The organism is Streptomyces sp. NPDC051172, from assembly GCF_040682555.1.
Taxonomy (GTDB): Bacteria; Actinomycetota; Actinomycetes; order Streptomycetales; family Streptomycetaceae; genus Streptomyces.
Map to the genome: position 1 here is coordinate 21,738 of NZ_JBFBBE010000100.1, position 12,252 is coordinate 33,989.

The following is a 12,252-nucleotide window of genomic DNA, read 5'->3' on the forward strand; positions in this document are numbered from 1 at the left end:
CATCGTCATAAGGCAGCCTCGGCGACCGCCTCCAGCACGCGTGTGCCCGCCACGGCGTCGGTCACCCCTGCGCCTTCCTGGTCCTCCTGGGCCCAGTCGGCCACAAAGGCGGTCGTCGTATCACTTGCAGCCGGTGGCCGATGAGTCTCCGTCAGTACTCCGTCCTGCCGCGCCAGGGTCAGTTCACCGCCGTGCATCTGGAGCATTCCCCGTGTCCCCTCAAGACGCAAGCGGATGCCGCCGGGGCGTGACGACCACCCCGTATACAGGGCCACGGGGGTCGAGCCCCAAGAGATCGCCTTCGTCATGACGTCCTCAAAAGCTGCTACTGACCTTGCTGGCGTGATGTCGTGGGGGTCGACAGGCTGTGGTTGTCGCAGTAGGCCGGTCACATGAGGTATCCGCAAGGGGGCGGGCTGACCGCGGAGCGACGGACGTTTCGCGAGCACATCCGGATGCAGGCAGCCGAGTTATTCGCCCTGGGACACGACAACGCCGCCATCGCCAAGCAGTTACGTGTCAGCGTGCGCTCGGTGCAGCGATGGCATCTGGCATGGGAGCACGGCGGAACTCCAGCCCTCGAGTCGAAGGGGCAGGCGTCCAGGCCCAAGCTGAGTGAGGCACTGTTCGCGGTGCTCGAGCAGGAGCTGGCCAAGGGGCCGGTCGCGCACGGCTGGCCGGACCAGACCTGGACACTGGCGCGGATCAAAACGCTGATCGGCGCCGGTTCCACAAAAGCATGACGATCTGCGCCATCGCGCAGATGCTGCACCGGCACGGCTTCAGTCACCAGGTCCCGGCCCGCCGCGCGAACGAGCGCGACGAGGAAGCGGTCACCGGGTGGGTGAAGCAGACATGGCCCCAGGTGGAAACGCCGTGGCGGCGCTCGGGGCCCTGGCTCTGCTTCGAAGACGAAGCCGGTTTCTCGATGACGCCGCCCACTGCCCGCACCTGGTCCCGGCGCGGACACACACCCGTCATCCGGGTGCGGGAACGCTCCCAGCGGCGCTTCTCCATCGCCGCTCTGGCCTGCTACAAGAAAGGTCAACGCTCACGCCTGATCTACCGGCCCAAACGGCACGTCGACCACAAACGCGGTGGCAGACGCAGCTTCACCCGGACCGACTACCGCGACCTGCTCATCGCCGCCCACCAGCAACTCGGCGCACCGATGGTGCTCGTCTGGGACAACCTGATCGTGCATAAAGACCGCCGGCTGCGGGAGTTCATCGACACCCACGACTGGGTCACCTGCTACTTCCTGCCGTCTTACGCACCCGATCTCAACCCCGTCGAAGGCATCTGGTCCCTGCTGCGACGCAGCAGCCAGGCCAACACCGCATTCACCGACCCCGACCACCTCATGAGCGCGCTTCGGCACGGTCTCCGTCAAATCCAGTACCGCAGCAACCTCATCGATGGATGTCTCTCCGAAACCGGCCTCACCCTGACGACATCACGGCAACAACGTCAGTATCCGCGGGAGGAGGAGAGCTGCTCGCCAAGTAGCCGCTGCGGTCGCCGAGTTGCCAGCGGGAAAACGGTTCCTGACAAAGCATCACTGCTCGCTGTGGTGCCCATGTAACCTGACGCAATCATCCGCCAAGGAGTCGTCGGGGCTATACGAGGGGGCCGATGAGTCTGCAAAGGTCGAAGCGTACCGGGGGACTTGTCGCGAGACCCGAGGACGAACGGCGGCGGTTGTCGGTCTACCACCTGGTCGGCCTTGCGGCCGGCGGGGTGATCGGTTCCGGCTGGCTGATCGGCCCGGGCAAGGCGTATGAGCGGGCCGGGTCGTACGCCTGGTTGTCCTGGCTCCTCGGCGGTCTGCTGACGCTGCTGATCGCCTGGGTCATGGTGGAGCTGGGAACAGCCGCGCCCAAGACTGGCGGCCTGGTGTTCCTTCCCCTGCAGAGCAGTGGCCCGCTGGTGGCGACGGTGGTCGCGGCGGGCCTGTGGATCCTGTACGCCGCCAACGCGGCCGGCGAAGCGATCGCCATGACCAATGGACTCGCCTGGAAGTTCCCGGGACTCCACGACCCCGCGCGCACCCCGTACTGGATCTGCACGATCGCCTTCACCGCGCTCATCTGCGCGGTGAACTTACTGGTCCCGCGGATCTTCTTCGCCTTCAACTCCGCGTTGACGGTGGCGAAGGTGGCCGTCCCCGTCCTCACCTGCGTACTGCTGCTGGTCTCCGCATCCCAGCTCGACGGCACCGGCGTGACCGCGCGGCATCCGCAACCGAGCGTGAGCGGGGCACTGGCCGCCGTCGTCGACGGTGGCGTGATCTTCGCCTATGTGGGCTTCCAGGGGCCGCTGGACTTCGCCGGGAACATCAAGCGCCGAGGCATGGGCGAGTCGGCCCGGCTGCGCTGGGCGGTCTTCGGCACGATCGTCGGCTCGACCGTGCTGTACACGGCGCTCCAGTTCGTCTACGGCAACCACGTCGGGGCGCTGACCGGCAACAGCCTCCAGACTCCGTGGGGCCAGTTCGCGATGGCCGCGCAGATGAACGTGCTGCTGTGGGTGATCCAGATCGATGCGGTCGCCTCGCCGATGGGCGCGGGGCTCGTCTTCGCTCACTCGCTCACCCGTGAGGTGGCAGCGCTGAGCCGGGCCCATCTGACGCACCGGGGGCTGCAGACGAGCCGTAACGCGTCCCTGCGGGGACGGTACGACGTGTACTGGCTGGTGCTGCTGGTGGACTTCGTCGTCGGGGTGGTCCTGCTGGTTGCGTTCCGCGGGGACTGGGGATCCCTGACGTCCGTCATAGGAGTGCTGGCCCTGGTCGTCTACGCCGTGCCGGGTGTGGTGCTGGTGGCGCTGGGGGACCGCCTGCCCGAGTGTTCCTCCGGGCGGCGCAGGCTTCGGGTGGGTCTGGCTGTGCTGGCCTTCGTACTGATAGGGCTGATTCTGTACCTGGCGGGCGAAGGCAACGTGCTGCGCGCCATGGCGACGCTGGCGGCGGGATGCGTCCTGCTGCTGGGGCTCCCGGTGCTGTCCCGGCGGCGGCCCGCGCTGGGACGGTTCTACGACGCCAAGGAGCACGTGACGGCGTTCCGGGAGTGGCGCACCCGTCCGGCCGCTCAGGCCGCCCTGGTACTGATCGGTTACCTGCTGGCTCTGCTGCTGTTCACGGTGTGGGGTTCCACCGGGCGCACCGCCAAGATCTCCGGCGGCTGTCTGGTCGTCGTCGCGGCCTGCGCGGCGTTCTGGGGCCTGGTGGTGCTGTCGAACCGCTACATGGGCGAAGTGGCCCCGCTGCTTCCCAGACCGGCGGACTGGGCCACGCAGGCCGGGCCGTCGCGCACTCCGGTCAACGCAGCGAGCGAATGACCTGGGCGGCCTCCGCGTCGAATCCCTGGTCCTTCAGCTCGTCGACCGTCTGGTCACGGTGCAGTGCGTCGGACCAGCGGCCGACCGTGGCCCGCAGCACGAGGAACCTTGCCTCCTCGGGCATCGCACTGTCGCGCAACTGCCGGACGATCACGCACACGTCCTCGGGGGTGATGAGCTGCTCGTTCTCCAGACAGCGTTCGAGCAGGTCCTCGCCGTCGCGCATCAGCCGCCGGTCGTAGAGCCCGGCGACGATCTTCCCGACGATCCTGGCCGATCCCTGGGCCCAGTCGGCCACGGACGGGTCGGCCAGCTCCTTTCGGGCGAGGTGCACAGCGGTCTCGGCGCCTGCGCCGGAGGATGTGCGCAGCGTGTCGACGTAGTCGACGAACAGGTCGGCTTCGGCGTCCTCCTTGAGGAGGTGGACGGCGAGGCGCCGGGCGATGGTGCGTTCCGCGCGACGGCGGTCGGACGACTGCTCGACCTTGCACAGCAGGTGTGCCAGGTCCGCTCCTGAGCGGCCCTCGGTGTGGGCGGCCGCCGCGTTCCAGAGCAGCCGCCTGCACTCGGGATCCGCGTTGACATTGCCCAGGGCCGTGGCCAGGGACTCGAGGTCGGCCACCGGTCGCGGTCCGGCCCTCCCGGCCCCGCCCCGAGCCACGACGTCGGCGAGCAGGTCTTTCGTCGTCCCGGCCAGGACCCCGTCGGGACGGTGCCATTCCTTGACGATCCTGGCCAGGTCGTCGAGATTGACGCGTGCCGCGACGTGCTCCCGGATCAGTCGGCATTTCGAGGGCGCCTCTTTGGTCAGGTGGCTGCAGATCCCGGCGACATGATTCTCCGACAACCGTGTGCCGACGTGTTCGGCGAGCGTGTCCTCGCCGTCCTGCGCGCCGGCGATCAGCGCCGCGACGATACGTCTGGTGGGCGGCACGTGATCCGGCACGTCCAGCTGTTTGTCGACCCACTTCTCCAGGATCCGCTCCGAGGGGCTGAGCCGGCGCAGTGAGCCGACCAGGTCGCGGAACTCCGCCGGATCGGCTTCGGCGGTCCCGGTGGCACCGTTCTTGTCGATCGCCTGGAGCGTCCTGTGCAGGAGGTCTCCGGCCGCGTCGTCGCATCCCTCACCGCGCAGCGCGATGTGGAGCAGCGCCTTGTCGAGGTGCGTGCGCCCCGAGCTCGGCCTGATGAACGCGTCCAGCGTCTTGTCCACCAGCTGCGGCCTGTCCGATTCGCTACACTTTCGGATGAACGTCGCGACGTCCACGGCGGTCCGCTGGCATGCGACGTCGTGGATGATGCCGTCGGTGTACGGAGTGGCTCGCATGTCTCCTTCCTCCCGGAGCTCGGTGTCGTACTGCTCCACCGCCAGAGCCGCCGCTTCCCACGGCTCCCGGCACAGTGCCGCCACGGCCAGCATGTTGATGGCGTCCTGAGGGTGGTCGAACTTCCTTGCCGACTGGACGAGTTCGTCGATGCGGCGCAGGACGGCGAAGGCGTGCAGGGCCCGGACCGCGTTGGCGGGCTGTGGCTGCATCGTCGCCCGGCCTTCGCGGAAGGACTTCATGCGGCTCACGAAGGTTTCGACCGAGCAGGTGGAGGTCCACTTGTACCGCTGGATCCATGACTCGGGGCTGTGCTTGGGCTCCGCCGCCTCCTGGCCGTCCGTCATGCCTGGGGTGACCGTGTCGGCTCCACGTGGCTCCAGTAGCGGGCGAAGGTGTCGGGCTCGACGAAGAACTCGTTGGCCTTGGCGTCTATGTCCGCCGCGAGGTCCTGGCTCTCCGGGTCGGTGAGGCTGCTCAGGTGACGGACGACATCGCCGGTCATGTGTTCGTCCTTCAGCAGGTCCGCGAGGGGCGAGAGGCGGTCCACCTTCAGGAGCCTGGCCCATTCCGCGGGCTCGACGGGCGCCGGACGCGCGCGGCGTTCGCCCTCGTCCATCCGGTTGGTGAACAGCGGGGTGCTCTCCCGGGCGTTGTTGAGGGACATCCTCGGCGCCTTGTGCCCTGTCGGGCACCGTTCCATCTCGGTCCGGACGGCCTCCCGCAGGTGGCCGATGGTGAGCTCGTCCGTGTCGTCCCTCGTGCCCTGCTCGAGCACCTTCAGTAGATGTCCGCTGAACGGCGTGCAGCCGGCGAATCGCGTCGGCAGCTTGGTGCAGCCGGCTGCGGGTGCGTAGGACTCGCGTTCGTCTTTGAGAGCGGTGAAGACGCACGTGCCCTGGTCGCGCTCGCCCAGGATGCCGGGCAGGACCGACTCGCCCCCGAGGTGGGGCAGCCGGCCCGAGAAGCAGCAGTCGGCGATGAGGACCTTGAGCCGTGCGTCGGCCTTGCGCATGACGCGGTAGACGTACCAGCTGGACAGCCAGGTCCAGGGCCTGTCCTTGTAAGAGGAGCCCACGGCGAAGTGGACCTGGTCGCTGACGGGGAGATCGCTCCAGTACTTGCCGTGGCCCACGTAGACCACGAGGAGGGTGTCGTCGGGGCCCGTCGCGTCGGCCGTCTCCTGCAGCGCGGTCATGACACCGTCGGCCGTCTGCAGCTCTTCGTCGGTGAGGATGCGGCATGCTCCCGGTCCCCACATCGCGTCGCTGCTCAGGACCTCCAGGTACCGCCGGGCACTCTCGGTGATCTCGTCCCAGCTGCCGATCTCCGGGTCGGCGAACTTCCCCGCTCCGATGACGAGCGCCCGAGATGCCATGTCAGCCGTCCAGCCCTTCCGCGTCCGTCGCCCCATCGTCGCTCTGCGGTTCGGGGTGGGTCCGGATCGACGCCTCGGGAGGGTCCAGCCTCTCCTCGCGCCAGCGCCCGATGACGTCCTTCACGGCCTGGACGGCAGCCTCCACCGTCATGTCGGCGGTCTTGGTGACCACCGCGATGAGGACGATCTCGACGATCCCGCCGAGGTTCTTTCCCTGGTCGACTTCCTGCCGGTGCCACGACAGCCGCGTCCTGGCAGCAAGCTCGTCCAGAAGGCGCTCGGGCTCGTCCAGCCCGAACAGCCCCTTCACGGACACCGAGATCCTGGTTGCCACGCTCGCGCCCCCACATCGAGGAAGACCAGTACCCGACCAGAGTACTCATGATGGCAAGACCTGCCCTGGCCGCTCAGATAGTTGACGGAGCGTCAGTAGTGTGTCGGTTGCGTGTTTGGGGCGTGTCCGACCCGCTCCGGCGGGGCCGAGACGAGCGCCTGGACGCGGGACCCAGGGGGTACGGGAGGCTGGCCCCCTCCGCGCTCGGCGCCCCTGTGACTGGCTGGAAGAACTGCCATGCGCCAGGAGGCGAAGACGTGTCCCTGCTCGGCCAAGGAGCCCAGCCAACTCAGCGCCTCGTTCTCGCGCCCCGACGCGGTCAGCAGCCCGGCGGCCCTGTGAAGCACCGCCAGGTCCACGTGCCTCTCGGGCTCCAGACACCAGCGCAGCGCGTCATCATAAGGCTACTGCCGCCATGAGGATGTCGAGATATGCGGCCGAGGCGAACGGCCGTCCGGCCGTCGCGAATGGCTCCGATCACGTTGCAGCTTGCTCGAGTCCTCCACTTCACAGCCAGTTCAGCTCCGATACCGAAGGCCATCTCGTGGCCGGCGTCGGCCGCACGCTTGAAGGGCGAAAGCGGCTCGGCCCAACGGCCGACCCCAGCAAGTGCGCCGGGAATCCGATCCCCAAGTCGGACCTTCCATGAATCAAGCCAGACGTCCACGCCGAGCAGCCGCAGGCGGGCGGCAACAGGTGTCACTTGGGGCTTGTCGCGGTGGTGGCTCGCGCGTGCCGCCGTCCGGATGATGAGGTGGCACGGTGACCAATCATGTTGAGGCGGCGGCTGTCCGACCGTTGACACTGGCCTGGGTGCGTCGGCACCTGAAGGCCGGCGAGCGGATCGTCGGGGCGGAAACGCTGCACGGCGGCGCCACCGCCGACATGCGGAGGCTGACCATCGGCACGCGGGACGGAGTCACCCGGCGTCTGGTGCTGCGCTCCTTCGTCGCCCCGACCCGGCAGGGGCCGGCCGAGGACCTCCTGCACAGGGAGGCCGACGCCCTGACCACGCTGACCGGCACCGGCGTGCCGGCTCCCGGACTCGTCGCCGTCGATCCGACCGCCGCGCACTGCGAGTACCCCTCGCTCCTCATGACCTACCTGCCGGGCCGAGCGGTCTTCGATGACGAGGGGCTGGAGACCCGCTTGCCCCTGCTGGCCCGTCAACTCGTGGCGGTCCACTTGGTGCGGCCGGCCATCCGGCCCCGGGAGTACGTGGCACTGACGACCGCCGACACCGTCGTGACCCCCGCGCACGCCGACATCGCGGTCTGGGCCGCCGCGATCGACGTGATCCGCAGGCCCGCACCGCGCTATGAAGGACGCTTCCTGCACCGGGATTTCCAGCCCGGCAACGTGCTGTTCGACCTGCCGCCCGAGGACGCGGCCGGTGCCGCCGGTGCCCGAATCACCGGCGTCGTCGACTGGGCGGCGGCCTCCTGGGGGCCGGCGGACCTCGACGTGGCGCACTGCTCCACCACTCTCGCGCTGCTGCACGGCCCGGCGTGGGGCCTGCGCTTCACCGAGGCATACCGGCAGGCCGGCGGGATGCTGGCCGCGGCCGCGGACGAACGGCTGTACTGGCAGGTGCGGGCGCCACTTGCTTTCTCGGAGGAAGTGCAGTGGGTGGCACAACCGTGGTGCAAGGCAGGACGGACCGAGCTGACGACACGAGCCGTGGAGGAGCGGCTGGATGCCTACGTCACATCCCTGATGGACGCGCCGGCCTGAGCCAAGGCGGTCCGGGCACGACCCTGACGGAATTGCCCGGCCGGTGCCGGGCGAACGAGGCCGACTCTATGCTGACGGTCGTGCAGGTACTGAGCAAGAGCAGTGAGGACGAGATGGTCGCCTGCTTCTTGATCGGCGAGCTGTCCAGCCAGAGGTTCGGCCAGAACCTCCGTTCCCATCTGGCGGTAGCCGAGCAGACCGAGGAGTTGCTGACGCAACCAGACCTCTCCGACACTGGAGCGAACTTCGCTCGTCGCGCTCTGCTCGCTGCGACGCGCGGGTACGGCGAGAACCGCGACCTGTTCGAGAACTTCCCCGATCAGGTCACGTGGACCAGGGCACTCCTGTCCGCCGACGAGGCGGCCGGCGTTCGCCACATCGACTACTCCTACTGGGTCGAACTGTCGGGTGGCAGCCGTCAGCCGACCGACGCGGCCGCACGCATCAAGACAGGGCTGCGGGCGTTCGACGTGCCCAACGAACCGTTCGTCGCCGCAGCCCGGGCGCTCATCAGAGGCGAGCGGTTTCCGCCACTCATTTTGGTCGGCGAGAGGCAGGACAACCTGGTCTGCCTTGAGGGCCACCTGCGTCTGACCGCCTACGCCCTCGTTGGCTTCCCGACCGACATCGAGTGCCTGATCGGCACCGCGCCGACCATGAGACGCTGGGCGCGATAGACCAATCACCTCGGGCTACATGGGCTGATGGTGCCGGGTGTTCTCGATGTGCTTCGGCGTGACGGCGAGATCGAGGCGCTCACAGAGGTCGCGGGCGGGCGCCGGTCCGGCGGTGTCGGCGAATGCGTCGAGGAACTCCCGCCTTCGCGACCGCCGCGGAATCGGCGGGGACGGGACCAGAGTTGCTCCCAGGCGCAGGCCCCCGCACCTCCGCACGCTTCTGGCAACGTCTCTGTCCGCGGTGCACACCGTTCTGACGGCAGGCTGCGTGGCGACGACCCTGCCGTCCCACCTCTTCTCGACGAGCGAGATGACCTCCGCGGGACGGTGGACCCTCTCGAGCATCGCGTACTGCTGAAGTTCCTCGACCGCACCCGACTCAGACTCGAACAGACCCGCCGGCGCGCGTCGACGCCGGCCAACTCGGCAGACCCGAAGGACCGGTGCCTCCCGGCACGCCAACCGGTCCGGGACCGCTGACGCCTGACGGTTAAACATACCATGTCTATCGAGGGATTAATCGGCAGAATATCCCATAAAGAGGAACCAAGTCCCAGTTGAGTGACTGCTTTCATCCCTGCACGACCGTTGACATGAGCTGGGCGAGTGCCGCAATTTCATGCGTGACATCCGGCACCACGCGGCTCACGGGTCTCCGAGAAGTCCCGCAGCCGAAAGGGTCACGCGGTGGTGCTGCCGTACGGGAACGGAGTGAGGACATGTCGTCGGGAAGCTGCTCTGCCACGAACTCCCTGGAGTCCGCACAGCCCGTTGCCGTTCGCAGCCGGTGACGCGCTCCATCCACCCGCTTGTGCCGCGGACTTCGTCGCCCGTAGGCCATGGCGCCGGGTCAGCCACCTGCCGACCGTGTCCGGTCCGGGGTGCGTCGCGCTCGTCGTGCTCCCGCCACCGGAAGTGCTCGCCACTGACCACCGGCCCAGGTCTCCCACCACAGCTCTGACGGAGGTACCACCATGATCAACAGACGCCAGTTCCTGGCGAGCGCCACGGGTGTCGCGGCGACTGCGGTCGCAGGCAACGTCCTCGCCGCCGGCGCCGCCCGGGCCGCGACCACGTACACCCCCACGTGGGCCTCGGTCGACCAGCACACCGCGGCTCCCGAGTGGTTCAAGGACGCCAAGTTCGGCATCTACTACCACTGGGGTGTGTTCAGCGTGCCGGCCTATGGGAACGAGTGGTATCCGCGCCGCATGTACATCAGCGGCGATACGTGCAACCAGCACCACATCGCCACGTTCGGCGACCCGTCGGCGTGGCCGTACCACAACTTCATCAACGGCGCGAACGACCTGAACGGCAACTTCAACAAGTTCGCCCCGAAACTGAAGTCCGCGGGCGGGAACTTCGACCCGGACGAGTGGGCGCAGCTCTTCGTCGACGCCGGCGCCCGGTTCGCCGGCCCGGTCGCCGAGCACCACGACGGATTCTCCATGTGGAACAGCTCGGCCAACGAGTGGAACTCGGCCGCCAAGGGCCCCCGGCTCAACCTGCTCCAGTTGTTCACCGACTCCATCCGCGCCAAGGGGCTGAAGCTCCTGGTGGCCATGCACCATGCGTTCCACTTCAACGGCTACTACGACCACGTGCCCGCGCAGTCCGACCCGAGCCTGCAGAAGCTGTACGGGCAGTTGGGCACCGCGGCCGAGAACCAGCTGTGGTACGACAAGCTCAAGGAGGTCATCGACCTCGCCAAGCCCGACATCATCTGGCAGGACTTCGACCTCAACAAGGTCGACCAGACGCAACTCCTGAACTTCCTGTCGTACTACTACAACCAGGCCCAGGCGTGGGGCCGCGAAGTCGTCGCCACCTACAAGGACGGCCTGAACGGCCACGGCGAGGTCTTCGACTACGAGCGCGGCGGCCCCGGGGACATCACCGCCCCCTACTGGCTCACCGACGACAGCATCTCCAGCTCCAGCTGGTGCTACACGAACGGCATCGGCTACTACAGCACCCAGCAGATGCTGCACTCACTGATCGACCGGGTCAGCAAGAACGGCAACATGCTGCTCAACATCGCCCCGATGGCGGACGGCACCGTCCCCCAGGCCCAGAAGGACATCCTCCTCGGCATCGGCGACTACCTGCGCCGCTTCGGCGAGTCGGTCTACTCGACCCGGGCCTGGACCACGTACGGCGAAGGCCCCACCCACATGGGCGGCGGCGCCTTCACCGCCCCGCAGGTCGGAACGGCACAGGACATCCGCTTCACCCGGAACAAGAACAACACCGTCCTGTACGCCACGGTCCTCGGCTGGCCGGGCAGCACACTGACGATATCGACACTCGACTCGGCCCGGATCAACGTCAGTTCCCTGACCTCGGCGAAGCTGCTGAACTCCACCGCCGGCACCTACACGAACCTGCCCACGCCGACGCAGGACTCGGCCGGGCTGCACGTGACCCTGCCGTCGTCGTCGGCGCCGTTCTCCGCCCTGGCCTACGTCGTGAAGCTGACCTTCTCCGGCCAGATCCCCGCCCTGCAGCCACTGTCCGGGGCCGTGGTCTACCAGGACGTCAACTACTCGGGCGGCTCCTCCCTGCTCCAGCTCGGCTCCTACACCGCCGACCAGTTGTCGCTCGCGGGCCTGCCCAGCCGCAGCCTGTCCTCGCTGAAGCCTGCCCCCGGCTACCAGATCATCGGCTACTCCGGTGACAACTTCACCGGCACCGCCTGGACCTTCAACGCCGACAACGCCGACCTGCGTGTCACCGGCAACAACGACGCCGTCGTGTCGATGAAGGTACAGCTCGACCCCTCCGCATGGTTCAGGATCACCAACGTCACCGACGGGCTGGTGCTGGACAGCGGCGGGAACGTCCCGAGCGGCTCCAACCTCAAGCAGTGGACCTGGAACGGCAGCACCAACCTGCAGTGGCAGGTCGTCGAGCTCGGCAACGGCTACTACAAGCTGGTCAACCGCGCCAACGGTATGGTCGCCGACGGCGGGGGCGCCACCACGAACGGGTCCCCCGCCCTGGAGGCGCCCTGGACCGGTGGCAACAGTCAGCAGTGGCAGCTCAGGTACCAGGGCGGCAACAGGTACTGGATCCTCAACCGCGCCACCGGCCTCGTCCTCGACGGCGGCGGCGCCGTGCCCTCGGGCTCCGTGACCAAGCAGTGGTCCGGGAACAGCAGTACCAACGTGCAGTGGACCTTCACCAAGGTCTGAGCGGGCAGAGGGGCGGGGGCCGGGGCAGCCGCTCCGGCCCCCGCCGACGCGCATCGGAAGTCCGAGTCGTCCCGCAGGTGTGACCAGCCTCGCAGCATGATTGGCTGGCCCTGGGCAGTGCAACAACACACCGGAGGGCACGCAGGCATGAGCAACGGCTACACCTACGAGTACAAGGAGCCTTCGCCATCTTCGAACGTGCAGGTCGGAGGGGCTGGTGTGCGGTTTGGTCGGGGTGCTCGGGCTGGTCGCGGGCGCGAGTCCTCGG

The 12,252-nt window shown here is 68.0% G+C and carries 9 protein-coding genes and 1 pseudogene; 6 read left to right on the forward strand and 4 right to left on the reverse strand.

The window, feature by feature from the left end; all coding sequences use genetic code 11:
- Positions 1-5: 5 nt before the first annotated feature.
- On the reverse strand, positions 6-206 hold the full coding sequence (locus tag AB0N07_RS38675) for a hypothetical protein (RefSeq protein WP_365843477.1): 201 nt from the start codon (positions 204-206) through the stop codon (positions 6-8).
- Between the two features lie 186 nt (positions 207-392).
- Here AB0N07_RS38675 and AB0N07_RS38680 point away from each other — a divergent pair, with 186 nt between their 5' ends.
- The 3 genes and pseudogenes from AB0N07_RS38680 (at position 393) to AB0N07_RS38690 (ending at position 3,339) form a co-directional block, all read left to right on the forward strand.
- Complete coding sequence (locus AB0N07_RS38680; protein WP_365843479.1) at positions 393-743, forward strand: helix-turn-helix domain-containing protein; 351 nt, start codon at positions 393-395, stop codon at positions 741-743.
- Between the two features lie 20 nt (positions 744-763).
- Positions 764-1,459, forward strand: a pseudogene (locus AB0N07_RS38685) (IS630 family transposase); the annotation flags it as partial.
- Between the two features lie 176 nt (positions 1,460-1,635).
- The gene (locus tag AB0N07_RS38690; protein WP_365843481.1) at positions 1,636-3,339 is read left to right on the forward strand and encodes an APC family permease; all 1,704 of its coding nucleotides are present in this window, start codon (positions 1,636-1,638) and stop codon (positions 3,337-3,339) included.
- Here AB0N07_RS38690 and AB0N07_RS38695 read toward each other — a convergent pair.
- Genes AB0N07_RS38695 through AB0N07_RS38705 form a run of 3 tightly spaced genes read right to left on the reverse strand, consistent with a single transcriptional unit; the run spans position 3,320 to position 6,376 of the window.
- Complete coding sequence (locus AB0N07_RS38695) at positions 3,320-5,011, reverse strand: hypothetical protein (RefSeq protein WP_365843483.1); 1,692 nt, start codon at positions 5,009-5,011, stop codon at positions 3,320-3,322. The two genes, AB0N07_RS38690 and AB0N07_RS38695, sit on opposite strands and share 20 nt — an antisense overlap.
- Positions 5,008-6,042 carry a hypothetical protein gene (locus tag AB0N07_RS38700; RefSeq protein WP_365843485.1) on the reverse strand — a complete coding sequence of 345 codons (1,035 nt, stop codon included), beginning with the start codon at positions 6,040-6,042 and terminating at the stop codon, positions 5,008-5,010. The genes AB0N07_RS38695 and AB0N07_RS38700 overlap by 4 nt, the downstream gene beginning before the upstream one ends.
- A 1-nt stretch (position 6,043) precedes the next feature.
- Complete coding sequence (locus tag AB0N07_RS38705; RefSeq protein ID WP_365843487.1) at positions 6,044-6,376, reverse strand: hypothetical protein; 333 nt, start codon at positions 6,374-6,376, stop codon at positions 6,044-6,046.
- Between the two features lie 762 nt (positions 6,377-7,138).
- On the opposite strand from AB0N07_RS38705, the gene AB0N07_RS38710 reads away from it, so the two are divergent.
- The 3 genes from AB0N07_RS38710 (at position 7,139) to AB0N07_RS38720 (ending at position 11,984) form a co-directional block, all read left to right on the forward strand.
- Positions 7,139-8,110, forward strand: coding sequence for a phosphotransferase (locus AB0N07_RS38710; RefSeq protein WP_365843489.1), 972 nt, complete (start codon positions 7,139-7,141; stop codon positions 8,108-8,110).
- A 68-nt stretch (positions 8,111-8,178) separates the two neighbouring features.
- The gene (locus AB0N07_RS38715; protein WP_365843491.1) at positions 8,179-8,787 is read left to right on the forward strand and encodes a hypothetical protein; all 609 of its coding nucleotides are present in this window, start codon (positions 8,179-8,181) and stop codon (positions 8,785-8,787) included.
- A gap of 974 nt (positions 8,788-9,761) precedes the next feature.
- Positions 9,762-11,984: an alpha-L-fucosidase gene (locus AB0N07_RS38720; RefSeq protein WP_365843493.1), complete on the forward strand. Its 2,223-nt coding sequence runs from the start codon at positions 9,762-9,764 to the stop codon at positions 11,982-11,984.
- Positions 11,985-12,252: the final 268 nt, after the last annotated feature.

Excerpts from the sequence above, each read along its gene's own strand:
- AB0N07_RS38695 (WP_365843483.1), bottom strand. The coding sequence starts at position 5,011 with ATGACGGACGGCCAGGAGGCGGCGGAGCCCAAGCACAGCCCCGAGTCA.
- AB0N07_RS38700 (WP_365843485.1), bottom strand. The coding sequence starts at position 6,042 with ATGGCATCTCGGGCGCTCGTCATCGGAGCGGGGAAGTTCGCCGACCCG.
- AB0N07_RS38675 (WP_365843477.1), bottom strand. The coding sequence starts at position 206 with ATGCTCCAGATGCACGGCGGTGAACTGACCCTGGCGCGGCAGGACGGA.
- AB0N07_RS38715 (WP_365843491.1), top strand. The coding sequence starts at position 8,179 with ATGCTGACGGTCGTGCAGGTACTGAGCAAGAGCAGTGAGGACGAGATG.
- AB0N07_RS38680 (WP_365843479.1), top strand. The coding sequence starts at position 393 with ATGAGGTATCCGCAAGGGGGCGGGCTGACCGCGGAGCGACGGACGTTT.
- AB0N07_RS38720 (WP_365843493.1), top strand. The coding sequence starts at position 9,762 with ATGATCAACAGACGCCAGTTCCTGGCGAGCGCCACGGGTGTCGCGGCG.
- AB0N07_RS38690 (WP_365843481.1), top strand. The coding sequence starts at position 1,636 with ATGAGTCTGCAAAGGTCGAAGCGTACCGGGGGACTTGTCGCGAGACCC.